The organism is Pseudomonas sp. R1-1 (assembly GCF_051132135.1).
GTDB lineage: Bacteria > Pseudomonadota > Gammaproteobacteria > Pseudomonadales > Pseudomonadaceae > Aquipseudomonas.
Window position 1 is genome coordinate 4,116,563 of sequence record NZ_CP071663.1, and the last position, 22,893, is coordinate 4,139,455.

17 protein-coding genes and 1 other RNA gene are annotated in these 22,893 nt (G+C 62.3%); 7 read left to right on the forward strand and 11 right to left on the reverse strand.

What is annotated here, in order from left to right; all coding sequences use genetic code 11:
- Nucleotides 1–193: 193 nt before the first annotated feature.
- From J3P75_RS18335 to hemN, 4 genes are all read left to right on the forward strand, one after another.
- The gene (locus J3P75_RS18335; protein ID WP_434707722.1) at nucleotides 194–2,644 is read left to right on the forward strand and encodes a heavy metal translocating P-type ATPase; all 2,451 of its coding nucleotides are present in this window, start codon (nucleotides 194–196) and stop codon (nucleotides 2,642–2,644) included.
- A 22-nt stretch (nucleotides 2,645–2,666) separates the two neighbouring features.
- A complete protein-coding gene (ccoS, locus tag J3P75_RS18340) occupies nucleotides 2,667–2,879 on the forward strand; it encodes a cbb3-type cytochrome oxidase assembly protein CcoS (RefSeq protein ID WP_093102983.1) in 213 nt (70 codons plus the stop codon).
- Nucleotides 2,872–3,555, forward strand: a complete 684-nt coding sequence (locus J3P75_RS18345; protein ID WP_434707723.1) for a sulfite exporter TauE/SafE family protein — start codon at nucleotides 2,872–2,874, stop codon at nucleotides 3,553–3,555. The genes ccoS and J3P75_RS18345 overlap by 8 nt, the downstream gene beginning before the upstream one ends.
- Nucleotides 3,556–3,751: 196 nt before the next feature.
- Nucleotides 3,752–5,134: an oxygen-independent coproporphyrinogen III oxidase gene (gene hemN, locus J3P75_RS18350; protein WP_434707724.1), complete on the forward strand. Its 1,383-nt coding sequence runs from the start codon at nucleotides 3,752–3,754 to the stop codon at nucleotides 5,132–5,134.
- On the opposite strand, the gene J3P75_RS18355 is transcribed toward hemN, so the two are convergent.
- Nucleotides 5,131–5,613: a hypothetical protein gene (locus J3P75_RS18355; protein ID WP_434707725.1), complete on the reverse strand. Its 483-nt coding sequence runs from the start codon at nucleotides 5,611–5,613 to the stop codon at nucleotides 5,131–5,133. The two genes, hemN and J3P75_RS18355, sit on opposite strands and share 4 nt — an antisense overlap.
- Nucleotides 5,614–5,767: 154 nt before the next feature.
- On the opposite strand from J3P75_RS18355, the gene fnr reads away from it, so the two are divergent.
- Together fnr and J3P75_RS18365 are read left to right on the forward strand one after the other, a co-directional pair.
- Nucleotides 5,768–6,502, forward strand: coding sequence for a fumarate/nitrate reduction transcriptional regulator Fnr (gene fnr, locus J3P75_RS18360; RefSeq protein ID WP_434590467.1), 735 nt, complete (start codon nucleotides 5,768–5,770; stop codon nucleotides 6,500–6,502).
- An 87-nt stretch (nucleotides 6,503–6,589) separates the two neighbouring features.
- Nucleotides 6,590–7,138 carry an adenine phosphoribosyltransferase gene (locus tag J3P75_RS18365; protein ID WP_024012326.1) on the forward strand — a complete coding sequence of 183 codons (549 nt, stop codon included), beginning with the start codon at nucleotides 6,590–6,592 and terminating at the stop codon, nucleotides 7,136–7,138.
- A gap of 119 nt (nucleotides 7,139–7,257) precedes the next feature.
- Here the strand turns inward: J3P75_RS18365 and J3P75_RS18370 are convergent, their stop codons facing one another.
- From J3P75_RS18370 to dnaX, 5 genes are all read right to left on the reverse strand, one after another.
- Nucleotides 7,258–8,406: an acyl-CoA dehydrogenase family protein gene (locus J3P75_RS18370; RefSeq protein WP_434707726.1), complete on the reverse strand. Its 1,149-nt coding sequence runs from the start codon at nucleotides 8,404–8,406 to the stop codon at nucleotides 7,258–7,260.
- Between the two features lie 193 nt (nucleotides 8,407–8,599).
- The gene (recR, locus tag J3P75_RS18375) at nucleotides 8,600–9,202 is read right to left on the reverse strand and encodes a recombination mediator RecR (RefSeq protein ID WP_258449865.1); all 603 of its coding nucleotides are present in this window, start codon (nucleotides 9,200–9,202) and stop codon (nucleotides 8,600–8,602) included.
- A 65-nt stretch (nucleotides 9,203–9,267) separates the two neighbouring features.
- A complete protein-coding gene (locus J3P75_RS18380; protein ID WP_434707727.1) occupies nucleotides 9,268–10,302 on the reverse strand; it encodes an NADP-dependent oxidoreductase in 1,035 nt (344 codons plus the stop codon).
- 260 nt (nucleotides 10,303–10,562) lie between these two features.
- Complete coding sequence (locus J3P75_RS18385) at nucleotides 10,563–10,901, reverse strand: YbaB/EbfC family nucleoid-associated protein (protein ID WP_093103000.1); 339 nt, start codon at nucleotides 10,899–10,901, stop codon at nucleotides 10,563–10,565.
- A gap of 67 nt (nucleotides 10,902–10,968) precedes the next feature.
- Complete coding sequence (gene dnaX, locus J3P75_RS18390) at nucleotides 10,969–13,056, reverse strand: DNA polymerase III subunit gamma/tau (RefSeq protein WP_434707728.1); 2,088 nt, start codon at nucleotides 13,054–13,056, stop codon at nucleotides 10,969–10,971.
- 145 nt (nucleotides 13,057–13,201) lie between these two features.
- On the opposite strand from dnaX, the gene J3P75_RS18395 reads away from it, so the two are divergent.
- A complete protein-coding gene (locus tag J3P75_RS18395) occupies nucleotides 13,202–13,951 on the forward strand; it encodes a substrate-binding periplasmic protein (RefSeq protein WP_434707729.1) in 750 nt (249 codons plus the stop codon).
- Between the two features lie 195 nt (nucleotides 13,952–14,146).
- Here the strand turns inward: J3P75_RS18395 and ffs are convergent.
- The 5 genes from ffs to smc form a co-directional block, all read right to left on the reverse strand.
- Nucleotides 14,147–14,243: signal recognition particle sRNA small type (gene ffs / locus J3P75_RS18400), an RNA gene on the reverse strand.
- A gap of 110 nt (nucleotides 14,244–14,353) precedes the next feature.
- Nucleotides 14,354–15,520 (reverse strand): zinc-binding metallopeptidase family protein, encoded by a 1,167-nt coding sequence (locus J3P75_RS18405; RefSeq protein WP_434707730.1) that lies wholly within the window; start codon nucleotides 15,518–15,520, stop codon nucleotides 14,354–14,356.
- 319 nt (nucleotides 15,521–15,839) lie between these two features.
- Nucleotides 15,840–18,197: an NAD-dependent DNA ligase LigA gene (ligA, locus tag J3P75_RS18410; protein WP_434707731.1), complete on the reverse strand. Its 2,358-nt coding sequence runs from the start codon at nucleotides 18,195–18,197 to the stop codon at nucleotides 15,840–15,842.
- 85 nt (nucleotides 18,198–18,282) lie between these two features.
- Complete coding sequence (gene zipA, locus J3P75_RS18415) at nucleotides 18,283–19,146, reverse strand: cell division protein ZipA (RefSeq protein WP_434707732.1); 864 nt, start codon at nucleotides 19,144–19,146, stop codon at nucleotides 18,283–18,285.
- 258 nt (nucleotides 19,147–19,404) lie between these two features.
- Nucleotides 19,405–22,893, reverse strand: a complete 3,489-nt coding sequence (gene smc, locus J3P75_RS18420; protein WP_434707733.1) for a chromosome segregation protein SMC — start codon at nucleotides 22,891–22,893, stop codon at nucleotides 19,405–19,407.

The window sequence follows — 22,893 nt, forward strand, 5'->3', positions numbered from 1 at the left end:
GGACTGATCTTCAGCGCTTCGGGGCCTTGCGGATGACCGTAACAATGTCGGCGACTGACACCGCTTTGATCGTTCCCACGCTCCAGCGTGGGAACGCAGCCAGGGACGCTCTGCGTCCCAGCCGAAGCGGACGCGGAGCGTCCGGGGAGGCATTCCCACGCGGAGCGTGGGAACGATCATCGGAACGCGCACCATGACCACTCCGCTCCCCTGCTACCACTGCGCCCTGCCCGTCCCGTCCGGCAGCCGCTTCACCGCCGTCGTCCTCGGGCAATCGCGCGAATTCTGCTGCCCGGGCTGTCAGGCCGTGGCCGAAGCCATCGTCGCTGGTGGCCTGGACAGCTATTACCAACACCGCAGCGAAGCCTCGGCCAACCCCGAAGCACTGCCGGTGCAATTGACCGACGAACTGGCGCTGTACGACCGCGCCGACGTCCAGCAACCGTTCGTGCGCCACGAAGGCGAGCTGGCTGAAACCACGCTGTTGATGGAAGGCATCAGTTGCGCCGCTTGCGGCTGGCTGATCGAAAAACACCTGCGCACCCTGCCCGCCGTCGCTGAAGCGCGATTGAACCTGTCCAACCATCGCCTGCATGTGCGCTGGGCCGACGCGCAATTACCGCTGAGCCAGATCCTCGCCGAACTACGCCACATCGGCTATGCCGCCCACCCCTATCAGGCCGACCGCGCCAGCGAACAACTGGCCAGCGAAAACCGCCGCGCCCTGCGCCAGCTCGGCGTCGCCGGGCTGCTGTGGTTTCAGGCGATGATGGCGACCATGGCCACCTGGCCAGAATTCAACATCGACCTCAGCCCTGAACTGCACACGATCCTGCGCTGGGTCGCGCTGTTTCTGACCACGCCGATCGTGTTCTACAGTTGCGCACCGTTTTTCAAAGGGGCAATGCGCGATCTGCGCACGTGCCACCTGACCATGGACGTTTCGATTTCGCTGGCGATCGGCAGTGCATACGTCGCCGGGATCTGGACGGCGATTACCGGCGTCGGCGAGTTGTATTTCGATGCGGTTGGCATGTTTGCGCTGTTTCTGCTCGCCGGTCGCTACCTGGAACGCCGCGCCCGCGAGCGCACCGCGGCCGCCACCGCGCAACTGGTCAATCTGTTGCCAGCCTCGTGTTTGCGGCTGGATGCCAACGGCCAGAGCGAACGCATTCTGCTCAGCGAACTGCGCGTCGGCGAGCGGATTCTGGTGCAGCCCGGCTCGGTCTTGCCGGCGGACGGCAAGATCATCGACGGCCAGTCGAGCATCGACGAATCGCTGCTGACCGGCGAGTACCTGCCGCAACCGCGCACGCTCGGTGAAGCCGTCACCGCCGGCACGCTGAATGTCGAAGGCGCGTTGACCGTGGAAGTTCAGGCGCTGGGACATGACACGCGCCTGTCGGCAATCGTCCGTCTGCTCGACCGCGCCCAGGCCGAGAAACCGCGACTGGCAGAAATCGCCGACCGCGCTGCGCAATGGTTCCTGCTGCTGTCGCTGATCGCCGCTGCCGCCATCGGCCTGCTGTGGTGGCAACTGGACGCGTCGCGGGCGTTCTGGATCGTGCTTGCGATGCTGGTCGCGACCTGCCCCTGTGCCCTGTCGCTGGCGACGCCGACCGCCCTCACCGCCGCCACCGGCACCCTGCACAAACTCGGTTTATTGCTGACCCGCGGGCATGTGCTGGAAGGCTTGAACCAGATCGACACGGTGATTTTCGACAAGACCGGCACCCTCACCGAAGGCCGCCTGGTGCTGCGCTCGATCCGCCCCCTCGGCGCGCTTGACAGCGAGCAATGCCTGAGCCTCGCCGCAGCCTTGGAAAACCGCTCCGAACACCCGATCGCCCGCGCTTTCGGCCGTGCGCCGCTGGCCGCTGATGAAGTGCACAGCACGCCGGGACTGGGCCTTGAAGGTTCGGTGGGCGGGCGGCGTTTGCGCATTGGTCAGGCAGATTTCGTTTGCGCGCTGAGCGCTGCGAGTGTGCCGGCAATGCCGAATGAGCCAGGCCAATGGTTACTGCTTGGCGATGAAAGCGGCCCGTTGGCGTGGCTGGTGCTCGATGATCGCCTGCGCGACGATGCTCCCGCCCTGCTCGCCGCGTGCAAGGCGCGCGGCTGGCGCACGCTGCTGCTGTCCGGCGACAGCTCGCCGATGGTCGCCAGCGTCGCCGCGGAACTCGGCATTGACGAGGCGCGCGGCAGCTTGCGCCCGGACGACAAGCTGCAAGTGCTGCAACAACTGCACAAGGAAGGACGCAAGGTGCTGATGCTCGGCGACGGCGTCAACGACGTGCCGGTGCTGGCGGCGGCCGACATCAGCGTGGCCATGGGCTCGGCCACCGATCTGGCGAAAACCAGTGCCGACGCGGTGTTGCTGTCGAACCGCCTCGACGCCCTGGTGCAAGCCTTCACACTGGCACGCCGTACCCGTCGGGTGATCATCGAAAACCTGCTGTGGGCGGCGCTGTACAATGGCCTCATGTTGCCGTTCGCCGCCCTCGGCTGGATCACTCCGGTATGGGCTGCGGTCGGCATGTCGATCAGTTCGCTGACCGTGGTGCTCAACGCCCTGCGCCTGACTCGCCTGCCGGGTTCGCCGCACGCCAGCACCCGTGCACAAACCCGCCCGCTGCCGGCCTGAGCCGCGCGGGCCTGGAGTACCGATGCCAGCTCTCTACGTGATGATTCCCGCTGCACTGCTGATCGTGGCCATCGCCGTGTACATCTTCTTCTGGGCGGTGGACAGCGGCCAGTACGACGACCTCGACGGTCCGGCGCACAGCATTCTGTTCGACGATCAGGACCCGAATCACACCGCTGCCGTGGACGAAGCCAAGAGCGGCAAAGCGGACGACAAGGCGCCTCCGCATGCTTGAGCTGGCGCCACTGCTGGTTTCCGCCCTGATTCTTGGCCTGCTGGGTGGCGGCCACTGCCTGGGCATGTGCGGCGGCCTGATGGGCGCGCTGACCCTGGCGATTCCCAAGGAGCAACGCAGCCGGCGCTTTCGTTTGCTGCTGGCGTACAACTTCGGGCGGATTCTCAGCTATGCCACAGCCGGCCTGCTCATCGGCCTCGCCGGCTGGGCGGTCGCCAACAGCCCGGCGGCGCTGTTCATGCGCGTACTGGCCGGGTTGCTGTTGATCGCCATGGGTTTGTATCTCGCTGGTTGGTGGAGCGGGCTGACGCGCATTGAGTCGCTCGGGCGTGGGTTGTGGCGTTACATTCAGCCGGTCGCCAATCGCTTGCTGCCGGTATCCAGTCTGCCGCGTGCATTGTTGCTCGGCGCGCTGTGGGGCTGGCTGCCGTGCGGGCTGGTTTACAGCACGTTGCTGTGGTCGGCGAGCCAGGGCAATGCACTGGACAGTGCCCTGCTGATGCTCGCGTTTGGCCTGGGCACCTGGCCGGTGTTGCTGGCGACCGGGCTGGCGGCGGAACGGGTGACCGCTATCCTGCGCAAGCGCAGTGTGCGCATGGCCGGTGGGTTGCTGGTGATTGTGTTTGGTGTCTGGACCCTTCCCGGTCCGCATCAGCACTGGCTTATGGGCCATTGATCGGCAGTGCGGCTTCGCGAGCAGGCTCGCTCCCACACTGATCGCATGAACACCACAGATCTCCTGTGGGAGCGAGCCTGCTCGCGAAAAGGCCCGCACAAACAATACAAATCCCCTGTTGATGCAAATCAAGATGCCCCGCAGCCTCCTCCCCTAGACTCGCCCACACTGCCAGCCTATCCGGGGGAATGCCCGCATGCTCGACGCCATTCGTTGGGACACCGATTTGATCCGCCGCTATGACCTGGCGGGGCCGCGCTACACCTCGTATCCGACCGCCGTGCAATTTCACGGTCAGGTCGGCACCTTCGATCTGTTCCATGCCCTGCGCGACAGCCGCAAGGCCCTGCGCCCGTTATCGCTGTACGTACACGTGCCGTTCTGCGCGAACATCTGCTACTACTGCGCCTGCAACAAGGTCATCACCAAGGACCGCGGACGCGCCGCGCCGTACCTGCAACGGCTGGAGCAGGAAATCCAGCTGATCGCCTGCCATCTCGACCCGACCCAGAAAGTCGAACAACTGCACTTTGGCGGCGGCACGCCGACTTTTCTCAGCCACGACGAACTGCGGCAACTGATGGCGCACCTGCGCAAGCATTTCAATCTGCTCGATGATGATTCCGGTGATTACGGTATTGAGATCGACCCACGCGAGGCCGACTGGTCGACCATGGGCCTGCTGCGCGAGCTGGGCTTCAACCGCGTCAGCATCGGCCTGCAAGACCTCGATCCGGCCGTGCAGCGCGCCGTCAATCGCCTGCAAAGCCTGGAAGAAACCCGCGCGGTGATCGATGCCGCGCGCACCCTGCAATTTCGCTCGATCAACATCGACCTGATCTACGGCCTGCCCAAACAGACCCCGGACAACTTCGCGCGCACCGTCGAAGAAGTCATCAGCCTGCAGCCGGATCGGCTTTCCGTGTTCAACTACGCGCATCTGCCGGAACGCTTCATGCCGCAGCGGCGAATCAATGGCCACGAACTGCCAGCGCCGGCGCAAAAGCTGGAAATGCTCGAACGCACCATCCAACAGCTCACCGCCGCCGGCTACCGATATATCGGCATGGACCACTTCGCCCTGCCCGACGATGAACTGGCGATTGCCCAGGAAGAACAGACCCTGCAACGTAACTTTCAGGGCTACACCACCCACGGTCATTGCGACCTGATCGGCCTGGGCGTTTCGGCGATCAGCCAGATCGGTGACCTGTACTGCCAGAACAACAGCGACCTCAACCAATACCAAAACACCCTGGCGAGCGCACAGCTGGCGACCAGCCGGGGCTTGGTGTGCAACGCCGACGATCGTTTGCGCCGCGAAGTGATTCAGCAACTGATCTGCAACTTCAGCCTGCAATTCGCCGACATCGAGCAACGGTTCAACATCGACTTTCAAGGCTATTTCGCTGAGTTGTGGCCGCAACTACAGGGCATGGCCGAAGACGGCCTGATTGAACTGGATCGCGAGCGGATCAACGTGCTGCCAGCCGGGCGCCTGCTGGTGCGCTCGGTGTGCATGGTGTTCGACGCGTACCTGCAACAGCAGAACCGTCAGCGCTTTTCGCGGGTGATCTAGTTTTTCGTGAGCAAGGCGCCGACCTTGAGGTTCTGGTCCGGAGTCATTGCCGACTGGCCCATGACTTTGGACAGGGCCAGGTTGGCGGTGACCACGCCGCTGTTCAGCGCGGCGATGGCACCGCGCAAGGCGGCGAGTTTGTTGATCCGTTCTTCGTTGGACAGGGTCTTGTCAGCCATGACCTTGTTCATCTGCGCCTTCTTTTCGGCAATCTGTTTTTGCAACTTGCGGATCATCTTCAACAGCTGCTGAATGTTCTCCGGCAGGCCGCTGTTATCGATATCGCTGTTTTCACCGCCGACGCTGGCGGCCTTGGCGATCGACGCACCGGACAGCGACACTTTGACGCCCTCGACCAAGGTCGGGGTTGCGCTGCTCAACGCCTCAGCGTCGCGGTCGCTGGCGGCGTCGTGGCTGGCGATCTCCGGTAATGCCGGAACGCCGCTGTTACCGGGGCCTAGCGTGCCAATGGCAGTCATCGGATCCTTCCTTTCATGCGGTCTGATACCTATATATCGGCGGCTTTCACCAAGGCTTGATGTCTGTAGGACAACGTCCTCATACGCTGGCCTGAATGTCCTTCGGTGAGTTACCCTTACGTCTTATGTGTGTTTTCCCACAAGGATTGAAGAAATGTCTGAGCCAGTCAAACTGCGCGCTCACACCCAGGCCCATTGCAAGGATTGCAGCCTGGCCCCGCTGTGTCTGCCACTCTCGCTGAATCTGGAAGACATGGATGCGCTGGACGAAATCGTTAAACGCGGCCGCCCGCTGAAAAAGGGTGAATTCCTGTTCCGCCAGGGCGACACGTTCGATTCCGTTTATGCAGTACGCTCCGGCGCCCTCAAGACGTTCAGCCTCAGCGATGGCGGTGAAGAGCAATTGACCGGCTTCCACTTGCCGAGCGAACTGGTCGGCCTGTCCGGCATGGATACCGAGAAACATCCGGTGTCGGCCCAGGCACTGGAGACTACCTCGGTCTGCGAAATCCCTTTCGAACGTCTCGACGAACTGGCCCTGCAACTGCCGCAACTGCGCCGTCAGCTGATGCGCGTGATGAGCCGGGAAATCCGCGACGACCAGCAAATGATGTTGCTGCTGTCAAAGAAAACCGCCGACGAGCGCATCGCCACGTTTCTGGTCAACCTGTCCGCACGTTTCCGCGCTCGCGGTTTTTCGGCCAACCAGTTTCGCCTGAGCATGTCGCGCAATGAAATCGGCAATTATCTGGGCCTGGCAGTGGAAACCGTGTCGCGTGTGTTTACACGTTTCCAGCAGAACCAACTGATCGCCGCCGAGGGCAAGGAAATTCACATCCTCGACCCGATCCAGCTGTGCGCGCTGGCCGGTGGCTCGATCGAAGGCTGAGAAGGCTGATCACGACCCGCGGTTGAGCGAATCGTTTCAGCCGCGGGTATACTGCGCCGTTTGCAGCCCTGCCAGGACACCTCGACGATGGTCTTCGACTCCTTCGACATCAAATCCCTTATCCGCCCTGTGATCGACTTCCCGAAGCCGGGCGTGATCTTTCGCGACATCACCCCGCTGTTCCAGTCGCCGACCGCGTTGCGCCTGGTGATGGACAGCTTCGCCCACCGCTATGTCGAAGCCGACTTCACCCACATCGGTGCGATGGATGCCCGGGGTTTTCTGATCGGTTCGGTATTGGCCTATCAGTTGAACAAGCCGCTGGTGCTGTTCCGCAAGCAAGGCAAACTGCCGGCGGACGTGCTCGCCGAAGGCTACGCCACCGAATACGGCGAGGCATTTCTGGAAGTGCATGCCGACAGCCTCTGCGAAGGCGATTCGGTAGTGATGTTCGATGACCTGATCGCCACCGGCGGCACGCTGATCGCCGCGGCCAACCTGATCCGCCGCATGGGCGCCCGCGTGCATGAAGCCGCAGCGATCATCGACCTGCCCGAGTTGCAAGGCTCGCAGCGCCTGCAGGACATGGGCATTCCAACGTTCTGCCTGACGCAGTTTGCCTTGACCGATAAATAAGCAGCGCCCTTGAGGCCGTCATCGCTAGCAGGCTAGCTCCCACACTGGATCCGGGTCGTTCACAAATCCCTGTGGGAGCTAGCCCTGCTAGCGATGAGGCCAGCCGCTTCACTGCAAAATCACAGTCCCATCTGCTTGCTGATGATCTCGTTCATCACTTCCCGCGTGCCGCCGCCAATCGACAGTATGCGGTTATCCCGATACAGCCGCTCGACCAGACTTTCACGCATGTAACCGAGCCCGCCGAGAATCTGCACCGCTTCGCTGGTGATCCGGTCTGAGGTGTCCGTGGCAAAGTTCTTCGCCATGGAGATCTCCTTGATCACGCTCTGCCCTGCGGCCATCTTCGCCGCTTGCCGATAGGTGAATTCCCGCGACACTTCCAGCGCCGTGGCCATTTCGGCGAGGCGATGCTTGATTACCTGAAACTTGCCGATCGGTTTGCCGAACGCCTCACGCTCGCGCGCCCATTTCAGGCTTTGTTCCAGCGCAAGCTGCGAAGTCATGTTGGCCATCAGCGCCAGGGCCAGGCGTTCGCTTTGAAAGTTGCCCATGATGCAGGCGAAACCCATGTTCTCGGCGCCGATCAGATTGTCCACTGGCACACGGCAATCGTCGAAGAACAGCTCAGCGGTGTCCGACGCCCACCAGCCCATCTTCTTCAACGAGCGGCCGACGGTTAAACCCGGCGTGCCCTTCTCGATCAGCAGCAGGCTGATACCGCCGAAACCCGGCGCACCGGTGCGCACTGCGACGGTGTAGAAATCGGCGCGAACGCCACTGGTGATAAAGGTTTTGCTGCCGCTGACGCTATAGCAATCGCCGTCGCGCACGGCGCGGGTCTGCAGGTTGGCGACGTCGGAACCGCCGCCGGGCTCGGTCACCGCCAGGGCGCTGATCTTCTCGCCGCTGAGCACTTGCGGCACCACCCGATCGCGCACTTCAGGCCGCGCCCATTTGACGATCGGCGGCAAGCCGATGTCCAGCGAGCCCAGCCCCGCCACCAGCCCGCCAGAGCCGCAGCGCATCAACTCCTCACTGGCGGCGACCTTGGCAAACAGATCGCCCGCATGGCTGCCACCGAGCGCTTCGGGATAACCGATGCCGAGGATGCCCGCCGCGCCGGCCTTCAGGTACAGCTCACGCGGGAAGCTTTCGGCTTCTTCCCACTGATCCACGTCCGGCAGTATTTCGCGCTCGACGAAACGCCGGACGCTGTCGCGGACCAATTGATGGCTCGGGTCGAAGTATTCCTGGAAGGCAGGCATGGGCGAACTCCGCAGAGGGGTTCGCCGAACTTAACCGAGCGCTTGCTTGGTTTTCAACACAAATGTGTGGCGTCAGCTAAACCGAGTTGCCCTTATCGCGAGCAGGCTCACTCCCACAGGGGATTTGTAGTGCACACAGACCCCATGTGGGAGCGAGCCTGCTCGCGAAGGCGTCAGAACAGACACCGCATGATCAGAGGGAAATCGGTTTGCGCCCGGCAAACGAATGCGCCAGCGTGCCGCCATCGACCAGCTCCAGCTCGCCACCCAACGGCACGCCGTGAGCAATCCGCGAGGCGATCAGGCCCTTGTTCTGCAACAGTTGTGCAATGTAATGCGCGGTCGCTTCACCTTCCACCGTCGGGTTGGTGGCGAGGATAACTTCGGTAAACGTGCCCGCCTCTTCGATCCGCGCCATCAACTGCGGAATGCCGATCGCCTCAGGCCCGAGCCCGTCGAGCGGCGACAGATGCCCCTTGAGTACGAAATAACGCCCACGGAAACCGGTCTGCTCGACGGCATAGACATCCATCGGCCCTTCGACCACGCACAGCAGCGTGTCGTCGCGACGGTTATCGGCGCATTGCGGGCACAGGTCGTCTTCGGTCAGCGTGCGGCATTGCCGGCAGTGACCAACGCCTTCCATGGCCTGACTCAGCGCCTGGGCCAGACGCACGCCGCCGCTGCGATCGCGCTCGAGCATCTGCAACGCCATGCGCTGGGCGGTTTTCTGACCGACGCCGGGCAAGGTGCGCAGGGCGTCGATCAGTTGGCGAATCAAAGGGCTGAAGCTCATGGGGAAAAGTCCGACAAAACAACGAGACGCGGTTTATACCCGCGCCTCCGGCCAGCGTCAAATGCTCAATCCTCGGCGACCTTCACCACCAGTTTGCCGAAGTTGCGCCCTTCCAGCAGGCCGATGAACGCCTCGGGCGCCTGCTCCAGGCCTTCGACCACGTCCTCGCGGAACTTGACCTTGCCGTCGCGTACCCAAGGCACCATATGGCTGATGAATTCCGGCTGGCGGTCACCGTAGTCGTCGAAGACGATGAAACCCTGAATGCGCACGCGCTTGGTCAGCAACGTGCGTTGCAGCAGCGGCAAACGATCCGGGCCCTTCGGTGCTTCCGAGGCGTTGTACCCGGCAATCAGGCCGCACAACGGAATCCGCGCCTTGGGATTGAGCAATGGCACCACCGCATCGAAAACATGGCCGCCGACGTTCTCGAAATAAATGTCGATGCCCTCGGGGCACGCCTTGGCCAATTGCTCGGCGAAATCGTCAGCCTTGTGGTCGATGCACGCGTCGAAACCGAGTTCATCGACCACGTATTGGCACTTCTCGGCACCGCCGGCCACACCGACCACGCGCAGGCCTTTGATCTTCGCCACCTGGCCGACCACCGAACCGACCGCACCGGAGGCAGCGGCGACCACCAGGGTCTCGCCTTCTTTCGGCTGACCGATGTCCATCAGGCCCATGTACGCGGTCATCCCCGGCATGCCGAGCACACCGAGGGCCATCGAAGGACTTGGAAGGCCAGCGGGGATCGGAATGATGTTGCGGCCGTCGCTGATGCTGTGGCTTTGCCAACCGGTCGCGCCGACCACCAGATCGCCCTTGTGGAATTTCGGATGACGCGAATCCTCGACCCGGCTGACCGCGCCGCCGGTCATCACTTCGCCAATCTGCACCGGCGCGGCGTAGGACGGAGCATCACTCATGCGCCCGCGCATGTACGGGTCGAGCGACAGGTACAGGGTTTTCAGCAGCACCTGACCGTCTTCGAGATCCGGCAACGCTTCGCGTTCAAGACGAAAGTTCTCCGGCGTCGGCGCACCGGTCGGCCGCGAGGCGAGGACGAAGCGTTGGTTGAGGGTGAGAGGATCGGACATGTCAGCGTCTCCTGTGAATTGGAATTCGGCGGTATAGGGAGCAGACCCTTGTGGCATGAGGCGGTTCGATGTTTATTCTGTGAGACCGCGGCGGACTCGATCGCGAGCAGGCTCACTCCTACATTTGGAATGCGTTCCCTGTAGGAGCGAGCCTGCTCGCGATGGCGGTTCACCTAGCGCCCCATCTGCCCCGGCAGAAACAAAAATGCCAGGCGCTATGCCTGGCATTTTGTGTAGCTCATCTGCCGCCGGTTGGCGAATCAGAATGGCAGTTTCATACCCGCTGGCAGGTTCATGCCGGCGGTCATGCTGCCCATTTTTTCCTGGCTGTTGGCTTCGATCTTGCGCACCGCGTCGTTGACGGCGGAAGCGACCACGGCTTCGAGCATTTCCTTGTCGTCTTCGCTCATGCCTTCGACCAGGCTCGGGTCGATAGTCACGCTCTTGACGTCATGACGACCGGTCATCACCACGGTGACCATATCGCCGCCGGCCTTGCCGATGACTTCGGCGTTGGCCAGTTCTTCCTGCATCTTGGCCATTTTTTCCTGCATCTGCTGCGCCTGCTTCATCAGGCCGGCCATGCCACCTTTCATCATGGTAATCACCTCAAATGTACTTGGATCAAAACAGCGCCCGGCGATGTTGGCCGGGCACCTACAGTTATTAGCCTTGGGTGACCAAGGCGTCGACAGGTTCAATAGTATCGTGTCGCACCACCGCGCCGAACTGCTGAACCATCTGCTGGATGAACGGATCGCCGTGGATCGACTCCTCCGCCTCGCGCTGACGGTTGGCACGGCGCCGCGAGGCCGCCTGGGCCGGGGTTTCCTGCTCGGGCTTGATCAGCTCGATGGTCAGGCTCAGCGTGCGCCCGTGGAACTGGTTCAGCGCGTCGTTGAGACGTCGTTGCTGGGTGGCGTTGAACAATGCGCTGTGCGCCGGATCGAGGTGCATCAGCCAGTGGTCGCCATCCACTGCGATCAGCGTGCAGTTGGCGGCGATGCTGCCGGTCATGCCGGAGATCGGCAGTTTCGGGAACAGCTCCAGCCATTGCGCAGCCAGACCGGTGGCCGGGGCCGCAGCCGGTTCAGGCTCGGGTTCCGGTTCGGGGTCGGCGGCGTGTTCGCTGGCCAGTTCGTCGAGGTAGCTGTAGGCCGAATCCATGTCCGGCTCGATGTAATCCTCATCCAGCGGCGGCTCGTCGTCGAGATCCATGCCCGGCGTGGCGGCATCGACGTCAGCGACCGACGGCTCGGGAATCGGCGCCGCGGCCCACTCCGGCGCGTCCGGGACGACGCTGTCCGGGGTCGGCAGCGGCATCGGCGGCAACTCGGGTTGCTCGGCGGCGGTTTCCAGCACCGGCTCGACGGCAGGTTGCTGCACTGGCGCAGGTTCAGCCTCGGCTTCTACCGGGTCGTTCCACGGCAGATCAACCAGCGCTTCGACGGCCACGGGCTCAGGCTCTGCGACGGGTTCCGGTTCAGCCGCTGCAACCGGCGCGGGCGCGGCGGCAGGTGCCGGTGCAACCACTGGCGTCGGCGCTGGCGCAGTGGGCGCGGCGACCACCGGCGCAGGCTTGGGCGCGGCAGCCACGGCGTTTGCGGAATCAACTGTGGCTTGGCTGATCCCCACTGGCTTTAGCGGTTGCCTCGGGGCGTCCGCCGTGTCGGCCGGTCGGAACGCCAGCATCCGCAGCAGAACCATCTCGAAACCACCGCGCGGGTCCGGCGCCAGCGGCAAGTCGCGGCGACCGATCAGGCCCATCTGGTAGTAGAACTGCACGTCTTCCGCCGGCAAAGCCTGGGCCAGCGCCAATACGCGGTCACGGTCGCCATGGCCGTTGTCGACACCTTCGGGCAATGCCTGGGCGATGGCGACACGGTGCAGCACGTTGAGAATTTCCGAGAGCACGCCGTTCCAGTCCGGGCCCTGCTCGGCCAGATGACGCACGGCTTCAAGAAGGGCCTTGGCGTCGCCTTCGATCAACGAATGCAGGACGTCAAAGACCTGGCCGTGATCCAGGGTGCCGAGCATCGCACGCACGTCGGTGGCGAGGACCTTGCCTTCACCGAAGGCGATGGCCTGATCCGTCAGGCTCATGGCGTCACGCATCGAACCGTCAGCGGCGCGACCGAGCAGCCACAATGCATCGTCTTCGAACGGCACGTTTTCCGCCGTCAGCACTTGGGTCAAATGCTCGACCACCCGCTCCGGCGTCATGTTCTTCAGGGAAAACTGCAGGCAGCGCGAGAGAATCGTTGCCGGAAGTTTCTGCGGATCGGTGGTCGCCAGGATGAACTTGACGTACGGCGGCGGCTCTTCGAGGGTCTTCAACAGCGCATTGAAGGAATGGCTGGAGAGCATGTGCACTTCGTCGATCAGGTAGACCTTGAAGCGCCCACGGCTCGGCGCGTACTGCACGTTGTCGAGCAGCTCGCGGGTGTCTTCGACCTTGGTGCGGCTGGCGGCGTCGATCTCGATCAGGTCGACGAAACGGCCCTCATCGATTTCCCGGCACACCGAGCACTCGCCGCACGGGCTGGAGGTGATACCTGTTTCACAGTTCAGGCATTTGGCAATGATCCGCGCAATGGTGGTCTTGCCGACCCCGCGCGTCCCGGTAAACAGGTACGCATGGTGCAGCCGCTGGCTGTCCAAGGCATTGATCAGAGCCTTGAGCACATGGGTCTGGCCGACCATTTCGCGGAACGAGCGCGGACGCCATTTACGTGCAAGAACCTGATAACTCATCGAAAACCGTCGCAACGAAGGAAGCTGAAGCGGCTAATGCTAGCGGAGCAAGGGCAAAATTGCATCCGGTGTCCGCGCCTAAAATGGCTAAGCTGCATCAGCAGAGGCTTTTATCGGCTCGGGATGGGCAACGACCGGAGCATTTATGCGGTGGGCCATGGGGGCATTGCTGGGTATCAGCCTGAGCGCGACGGCCGCCGAACCGCCGCTGCGCTTCGCGGTGTCTGACAGCTGGGCGATGCCGATGGTGCAGCTCGAACGCAACCGCCCGACCCAAGGCATCCTCTTCGACCTGATGCTCAGCCTCGCAACGCAGGTCGGCGCGCCAGCCGAATTCATCGTGCTGCCCCGCGCGCGCGTGCAAAGCGCCATGGAAAATGGCGAGATCGATGTGCGCTGCTATGCCGCCCAGTCGTGGCTGCCGAATCAGTCCGGCGATTACCTGTGGAGCGTGCCGCTGCTGTTCCAGCGCGACCTGCTGATCAGCCGCAAGGACCAGCCTGCGGACATTGATCCCGCGCGCCTGCCCCGCCAGGCCATCGGCACGGTGCGCGGCTACACCTACCCGACCCTGCAATCACTGTTCGAGGCCGATCAACTGCAACGCGAAGACGCGCGCAATCAGGAACAAGTGCTGGAAAAACTGCTGGCCGGGCGTTATCGCTATGCCGTGAGCAACCAGTGGGCACTGGACTGGTTCAATCAACGCCTGCTGCCGGCGGAACAACTGCAAGCGGTAGCGGTGCTGCAGGAGCAGGAGGTGGGCTGTTATGTGAGAAACGATCCGAACGTGCCGGTGCAGCGGATATTGCGCACGTTGCTGCGGATGAAGACGTCGGGGGAGATTGAGGAGATTATCCGGCTGTATACCGGCCATTCCTACAACACCCGATAACCCGTGTAGGAGTGAGCCTGCTCGCGATAGCGGTGTGTCAGAAACATCTAGGTCCACTGACACACCGCTATCGCGAGCAGGCTCCCTCCTACAGGGATTTGTGTCGAACTGATAAATCACAGACACAAAAAAACCGCAGTGGGTGAACCCCATGCAGTTCTGGTTGAAGCGTTCGATTGTTCGTTAAGGTGGCAACCCCACCAGCCACACCCCGGCACACAATGTTCCCGCTGTGGCTGCTGCCTTCCGGCTCTGACCAGGTTCACGGGTAATCGTTGCGGGGGGACCGATGGGGTCACCATAACGACGCTTGCCTGTCGGCGAGCCGCGCCATTGTACCTGTCTGAGACGAAGTTACAACCCTGGTTGCAGATTAAAAATATCAAGGGGCTCAAGCACTTGCTATTGCGCCTGAAGCACCTCGTCGGCCCTGCCGCCAGCTTGCTGGATGACCAGATGGATGAAGTGCAGCTTGGCAATCGCCGCAGCCGGCAGGACGAACGGGTAGAAATCCGGCTGACCCATGCTGCGCGACAGTTCGTTGAGCATGCCGGCCAGTTCGATCCACGCATTGACGAATGACAGGAACGCCGCGCCGCCGGGATGTTCGGGGTCGTACAGCGTGCTGGGCGGAAACGGCTGGTAATCGAAGTCCATTTCCCTTGCGCTCATGCCAAAGCCCAGTGCGGTGTCCACGGCGTCCATCATGTGCAGGTAATGCGCCCAGGTTTCCGCCCAGTCTTCCCACGGATGCATGGTCGCGTAGGCACTGACGTAATGCTGCGGCCAGTCCAGTGGGGCGCCCTGCTGATAATGCCGATCGAGCGCTTCGGCGTAACTGGCGCGCTCGTCGCCGAACAGGCTGCGGAACGCGCCGAGCCACGGGCCGTTGGCGATCAGGCGATCCCAGTAGTAGTGGCCGACTTCGTGGCGAAAATGCCCGAGCAGCGTGCGATAGGGTTCGTGCATCTGCGCCCTCACCTGCTCGCGGTGGGCGTCGTCGGCTTCCTTGATGTCGAGGGTGATCAGGCCATTGGCGTGACCGGTCATTGGCGCGTTGCCTTCGAGGTCGACGCCGATGAAATCGAAGGCCAGCCCGGTTTCTTCATCGACGCTTTTCGGGATGACCGGCAGGCCGAGGGTAATCAGTTGCGCGACGAGGCGGCGTTTGGCGATTTCAACTTTGCGCCAGCGCTCGGGATTTTCCGGGACGGACAGGTCGGGAATGGTGCGATTGAGGCTGCAGGCGATGCACAGGCTGTCGTGATCGTTAGCCGGCAGCAGCCAGTTGCATGCGGCGGCTGTATCGAGGTTGGCGCAGCGGCGAAACAATCCGGCGTCGGGATCGGCGTCAAGCGTCCATGTATCGGCTTGCGGCCCCGGTTGCAGCGAGGTCAGGCGGCTTTCTTCCGGTTGATAACCGAGCAAGGCGTTGCACGCCAGGCACTGGCTGTTACGAAAGAACAGCGACTGCCCGCAGCGGCACGGCCAGATTTTACTGTTACGTGAAGACCCGGCCATGAACGGCGCGATGATGCGGGAACTGAGCTGCTCGAAGAAGCGGTGCATGGCGATCTCTCCCTGGGACTGGCCAAGACTAGATCATCCTGAAGGCAACATCGTTCCCATTGCCACACTGCCTACAACTGATCGTTCCCACGCTCCGCGTGGTAACGCATCCCGTGACGCTCTGCGTCACAGCGGACGCTCTGCGTCCGGGGCGGTATTCCCACGCGGAGCGTGGGAATGATCAGTTGAGGGGGCGTTCCCACGCTCCGCGTGGTAACGCATCCCGTGACGCTCTGCGTCACAGCGGACGCTCTGCGTCCGGGGCGGTATTCCCACGCGGAGCGTGGGAATGATCAGTTGAGGGGGTGTGAGAAAACGGTCATACGGAAATACCATGGGTTTTGAGGAAAGCGACAAACGCCTCCTCATCCATGACCTTCACGCCCAGCTCATTGGCCTTGGTCAGCTTCGAGCCGGCACCGGGGCCGGCGACCACGCAATGGGTCTTGGCCGACACCGAGCCTGCGACTTTAGCGCCGAGGCTTTCCAGATGCTCTTTGGCGACATCGCGGCTCATCAATTCGACCTTGCCGGTCAGCACCCAGGTCTCGCCGGACAACGGCAAGCCTTCGACGACTTTCTTCTCGCTCTGCCAGTGCATGCCAAAATCACGCAGCTGCTTTTCCGACGCCTCGGCCAGTTGCCGATGCTCGGGCAAGGCAAAAAACTCGCGCACCGAATTCGCCTGCTTCTCCGGCAAGGCCCGGCGCATGTCCAGCCAGTCGGCGGTCATCACGGCTTCCAGCGAGCCAAACTTGTCGGCGAGTTTCTGCGCGCCACCCGGGCCTACCGAAGGAATATGCAGCTTGTCGAGAAACCCACCCAGCGTCGTGCTCGCGGCGAACTCGGCGCCCAGTTCGCCCTGATCCCGAATCTGCAAACCGTGGCCAAGCAACTCGCTGATGACCTGCTGGTTATGCGCATCTTCAAAGAAGCTGTGAATCTCGTGGGCTACTTCCAGGCCGACATCCGGCAGGTAGGTCAGCACTTGCGGCAAAGCCTGCTGTACCCGCTCCAACGACCCCAACGAGCGTGCCAGCACCTTCGCCGTCTCCTCGCCAACATCGGGGATGCCGAGTGCGTAGATAAAGCGCGCCAGGCCCGGCTGTTTACTGTCCTCGATGGCCTTCAACAGTTTGTTGCTGGACACCTCGGCGAAGCCTTCCAGATCGACGATGTCGTCGAACTTCAGCGCGTACAGATCGGCCGGGGAATTGACCAGACCCTCGTCGACCAACTGCTCGACGCTCTTGTCGCCCAGCCCTTCGATGTCCATCGCCCGGCGCGAGACGAAATGAATGATCGCCTGCTTGAGTTGCGCGCCACAGGCCAGACGGCCGACGCAGCGATACACCGCACCTTTGCTGACGGTTTCCTTGCCCTTGCTGCGTTTGATCAGTTGCGTGCGCTCGACGTGAGATCCACAGACCGGGCAGCTCTGCGGAATCTCTACTGCGCGTGCGTGCTCCGGACGGCGCTCGGTGACCACTTGTACCACTTGTGGAATCACATCACCGGCGCGGCGGATGATCACCGTGTCGCCGATCATCAGACCCAGCCGCGCGACTTCGTCCATGTTGTGCAGCGTGGCATTGGCGACGGTGACGCCGGCGACTTTCACCGGTTTCAAGCGCGCCACTGGCGTTACTGCACCGGTGCGGCCGACCTGGAATTCCACGTCGAGCAGTTCGGTGAGTTCTTCCATGGCCGGGAATTTATGCGCGATCGCCCAGCGCGGCTCGCGGGCGCGGAAGCCCAGTTCGCGCTGGTCGGCAATGCTGTTGACCTTGAACACCACGCCGTCGATTTCATAGGCCAGCGAGTCGCGGCGCGCGCCGATGTCGCGGTAGTACTCCAGGCATTCGTCGATGCCCTTGGCCAGTTTCAGTTCGTGACTGATCGGCATGCCCCACTTCTGCAACTGCTTGAGGTTGCCGATGTGGGTGTCGGAAATATCGTGCGAAACCTGGCCGATGCCGTAGCAGCAGAATTCCAGCGGTCGGTTGGCGGTGATCTTCGAATCGAGCTGGCGCAGGCTGCCGGCCGCGGCGTTGCGCGGGTTGGCGAAGGTCTTGCCGCCGATTTCCAGTTGCGAGGCGTTGAGCCGCTCGAAACCGGCCTTGGACATGAACACTTCGCCGCGCACTTCCAGGGTCGCCGGCCAGCCTTCGCCGTGCAGCTTGAGCGGGATGTTGCGCACGGTGCGCACGTTGACGCTGATGTCTTCACCGGTGGTGCCGTCGCCGCGTGTGGCACCGCGCACCAGCACACCGTCCTGATACAGCAGGCTGACCGCCAAGCCATCGAGTTTCGGCTCGCAGCTGTATTCCACGGCCGCCCCGCCGCCGAACAGATCGCCCGCAGGCATGTCCAGGCCTTCGGTCACGCGGCGATCGAACTCGCGCATGTCGGTTTCTTCGAAGGCGTTGCCGAGGCTGAGCATCGGCACTTCATGCCGCACCTGAGTGAACGCGGTAAGCGCCACGCTGCCGACGCGCTGGGTCGGCGAGTCGCTGGTGATCAGTTCCGGATTGGCCGCTTCCAGCGCCTTGAGCTCGTGGAACAACCGGTCGTACTCGGCGTCCGGAATGCTCGGCTCGTCGAGAACGTGGTAGCGGTAGTTGTGCTGGTCGAGTTCAGCGCGCAGCTCGAGGATGCGGTTTTTCGCGGTGGTCATGGTGTTCTCTCATAAAGCAAAAGAGCAGCCGAGGCTGCTCAATCATTCTGCCGATCGTCCCGTTAAACAGGAACAACCTTTTGTATCAACGCTTCTGGGTCAGCGCGCGGCGCTCGAATTCGACGATGCGCTGGCGGTAATGCTCGATGGTCTGCGCGGTCAGAACGCTGCGCTGGTCATCTTTCAGCTCGCCATTGAGCTCCTGAGACAGCTTGCGGGCAGCGGCCACCATCACGTCGAAGGCTTGCTTCGGATGACGCGGGCCTGGCAGGCCGAGGAAGAAGCTCACCGCCGGGGTGCTGAAATGGTCGATGTCGTCCAGATCGAAAATGCCCGGCTTGACCGCATTGGCCATGGAGAACAGCACTTCACCGTTGCCAGCCATGCTTTCGTGGCGGTGGAAAATATCCATCTCGCCAAAACGCAGACCGCTTTCGAGGATGTTCTGCAACAACGCCGGGCCTTTGAAACCGGCCGGGTCGCGGCAGATCACGCTGATCACCAGGACTTCTTCGGCTTGCGGCTGATCCTTGTCGGCCACGGCCGGCGAAGGCTTGCTGTCTTCAGCGAAATCGTCGTCACGGCTGTTGAAGCTCGGGCCACCGTCCAGATCGAGGTCAAGGTTCAGGTCGCCCTGCGCCGGGCCGTTGTTGCCACGCTTGCCACGTTTCGAACCGGATTCGCGCGGCTCGCGGGCTTCACGGGCCGGCATGCTCACCGACGGCAGATCGTGCTCGTCCAGTTGCGGTTCCTTATGCGTGTCCAGTACGCGGGCCGGGCCCAGCAGCTCGGCGCTGTTGTCCTCGTCCGGCAGGTTGGACAGACTTCGGTCAAGACGGAATTTCAGTTTTCCCTTGCCGCCGCGCATACGGCGCCAGCCATCGAAAAGAATACCGGCTATCACTATGATGCCGATGACGATCAGCCACTCGCGCAGACCGATTTCCATGTAATCCCGTGCCTCTATAAAAAATGCTGAAAAATAAGGGGTTTACATTGTGCAAACCGCTTTAAAACGTGGCGCCAACTCTATGTTCTGACAGGCGTTTTGCCCACGTATACGAAAAATTGACATTAAACTAGCACGACCAAAGGCAACTTTACACCGTCTGTCTCATTGGCTTGCGCGAATATGTCGAATCGCCAGCTCATTCCCCTCGGTAAAAAAGTCCTACAGCCCTCGTTTACCTTTCCGACGCACGCCATATCAGGCGTCCACCATCGCCATCGCCTCCTCGACATCCACCGCCACCAGCCGCGAACAACCCGGCTCATGCATCGTCACGCCCATCAACTGTTCGGCCATTTCCATGGCGATCTTGTTGTGGGTGATATAGATGAACTGCACGGTCTGCGACATCTCTTTGACCAGGCGTGCATAGCGTCCAACGTTAGCGTCATCCAGCGGTGCGTCAACTTCGTCGAGCATGCAGAACGGCGCCGGATTCAACTTGAAGATGGCAAAAACCAGGGCCAGTGCCGTCAGGGCTTTTTCGCCGCCGGAGAGCAAATGGATGGTGCTGTTCTTCTTTCCGGGCGGCTGCGCCATGATCGTCACCCCTGTATCGAGTAGATCTTCGCCCGTCAGTTCCAAATACGCGCGCCCGCCACCGAAAACTTTTGGAAAAAGCGCCTGTAAACCGCCATTGATCTGATCAAAGGTATCCTTGAAACGGTTGCGGGTTTCCTTGTCGATCTTGCGAATCACGTTTTCCAGCGTCTCCAGCGCTTCGACCAGATCGGCATCCTGCGCATCCAGATAACGTTTACGCTCCGATTGTTGCGTGTATTCGTCGATGGCCGCGAGGTTGATCGCGCCCAGGCGTTGAATCCGCGCGTTGATGCGTTCGAGTTCTTCTTCGGCTTCGCGTTCACTGGCCTGTGCGGTCAAAGTCGCGAGCACGCCGTTGAGATCGTAGCCGTCTTCAAGCAACTGATCCTGCAAGGCCTTGCGCCGCACGGTCAGGGCTTGCCATTCCATGCGTTGCTGTTCGAGCTGGCCGCGAATCAGCTGCGATTGCTGCTCGGCCTGGGTGCGGCGTTTTTCCGCGTCGCGCAGTTCGCGGTCGGCGTCTTCCAGAGCGATCTGTGCGGTCTTGAGTTCTTCGTCGACGGTCATGCGCTTGTCGAGCAGTTCTTCGAGTTTCAGGCGCAGCTCTTCCAGCGGCGCCTCGCCCTCCTCCAGATTCAGACTCAACTGTTCGCGCTTTTCGGTCAGGCGCTCGGCCTGCATTTCCAGACGCTCCAGCGCCTGGCGCGTGGAGTCGTGTTGCGCACGCAACGAGCCGAGGCGCACGGCCAACTGATGGGCGTGATCCTTGTGCTGGCGGGCTTCCTGACGCACCCGGTCGAGGCGTTCGCGCAGGCTGTCGCGCTGGGCCAGCAGCAACTCGCGCTGCTCGGTATCGAGCGCCATGGCATCAAGCGCTTCCTGCAATTGCATGCGCGCTTCGCCGACCTGCTCGTGCTCAAGCTCGCGCTGTTCGGCGAGTTCGACCAGTTCTTCATCGAGGCGTGTGCGACGCAAGCTCAGTTGCTCGGCCTTGGCTTTGCCGGCGGATAACTGTGCTTTCAATTCGCCTTGCTGACGGGCTTCGTCCTGCAGCAAACGGCGCAGATGCTCGCGACCGTTTTCCTGCTGACGCTGTTGCGCGCGCAGGGTTTGCAGGCGTGCTTCCATGGCCTCGACGGTGGCTTCTTTCTCCTCCCGTTCGAGGTGCAGCGCTTCGATTTCCTGACCACGGGCGAGCATGCCGCTTTCCGCTTCGCTGGCCCGGCGCACGCGCAAAAAGTGCCGACCGACCCAATAGCCGTCGCGGCTGATCAGGCTTTCGCCAGCGCCGAGCTGCCCGCGCGTGGCCAAGGCCTGCTCGAGGCTGTCGACCGGTTTGACCTGAGCGAGCCACGGCGACAGATCGATCTGCGCCTCGACTTTATCCAGCAGACTGCCGGCCACGCGCACACCATCGCTGGCCGGGCTGAGCAGGCGCAGATCGCCTTGGGTAAAACCGGACAAATCAAAACCGCTGAAGTCGTCGACCAGCACCGCTTGCAGATCGGCGCCGAGCACGGTTTCCACCGCCAGCTCCCAACCGGCCTCGACCTTGAGGCCTTCGGCCAGACGCGGGCGCTCGGTGAGATTGTGTTCCTTCAGCCATTCGGCGGTGCCGGTGCCCGGATCAAGCGCCGCCTGTTGCAGGGCTTCAAGGGACGCGAGGCGCCCGTTGAGCCGCTGCAGATCGCCCTGTGCCTGTTGCTGGGCGGTCAGCGCTTGCTGCAGTTCCTGGCGCAGCTGTTCGAGTTTTTCGACCTGCGCTTCTTCGCTGGTCTGCAGATCTTCGAGAGTCGCTTCGGACTCGGCGAGCTGCTCGTTGAGCGCCATGATCGCCGCGTCTTCCGGGTCGGCAGACAGCAGCGCGCGCTCTTCGCCGAGACGTTTCTGCCGGTCGGCCAGACGCTCCATGCTCGCTTCGAGTTGCTGAATGCGCGACTGCTGCACTTCGGCCTGACGCCGCGGTTCGGCGGAGGTCAGGTTGAAGGCGTCCCACTGCTCCTGCCAGCCGTGCATCACGCTTTCGGAATCTTCCAGTGCAGCGGCGGCTTCTTCGGCGGCAGCGCTGGTGACTTCCTGCTCAGGGGTGAGCATGTCCAGCTCTTCGCCGAGGGTCAGCAGCAACGTGCGGTCGTGGCCCAGATGCGATTCGGTTTCCAGGCGCGCGCGCTCGGCTTCTTTCAGATCATCCTGCAACTGGCGCAAGCGTTGCTGGCCGTGCTGGATGCTCTGCTCGACCCGGGCGATGTCGCCGCCGACCGAATAGAACCGCCCCTGCACCAGATTGAAGCGCTCGGACAGGTCGTGGTGGCCGTCGCGCAGGCGCTCGATGGCCGCGTCAGCATTACGCTGCTCGGCAACCAGCGCCTCGAAACTGATTTCCTGGGTGCCGATGATCGACTCGCGCTGGCCGACCTGCTCGTTCAGATCCTGCCAGCGCAGCGCTGACAGTTGCGCCTTGAGCTGACGCTCCTCGACCTTGAATTCCTGATACTTCTTCGCCGCTTCGGCTTGGCGGTGCAGGCGTTCGAGTTGACGCTCGAGCTCTTCGCGCAGGTCAGTCAGGCGCGCGAGGTTTTCGTGGGTGCGGCGGATACGGTTTTCGGTCTCGCGCCGACGCTCCTTGTACTTGGAAATACCGGCGGCTTCTTCGATGAAGTTGCGCAGGTCTTCGGGCTTGGACTCGATCAGCTTGGAGATCATCCCCTGCTCGATGATCGAATAGCTGCGCGGGCCGAGGCCGGTGCCGAGGAAGATATCGGTTATGTCGCGGCGCCGGCATTTGGTGCCGTTCAGATAATAGGTGGTCTGGCTGTCGCGGGTGACTTTGCGGCGGATGGAGATTTCCGCGTAGGCCGCGTATTCGCCGAGCAGCGTGCCGTCGGAGTTGTCGAACACCAGCTCGATGCTCGCCTGGCTCACCGGTTTGCGGCTGGTCGAGCCGTTGAAGATGACGTCGGTCATCGACTCGCCGCGAAGGTTCTTTGCCGAACTTTCGCCCATCACCCAGCGTACGGCGTCGATGATGTTCGACTTGCCGCAACCGTTCGGCCCGACCACTGCCGCCATGTTACTGGGGAAGTTCACCGTGGTCGGATCGACGAAGGATTTGAATCCCGCCAGTTTGATGCACTTGAGCCGCAC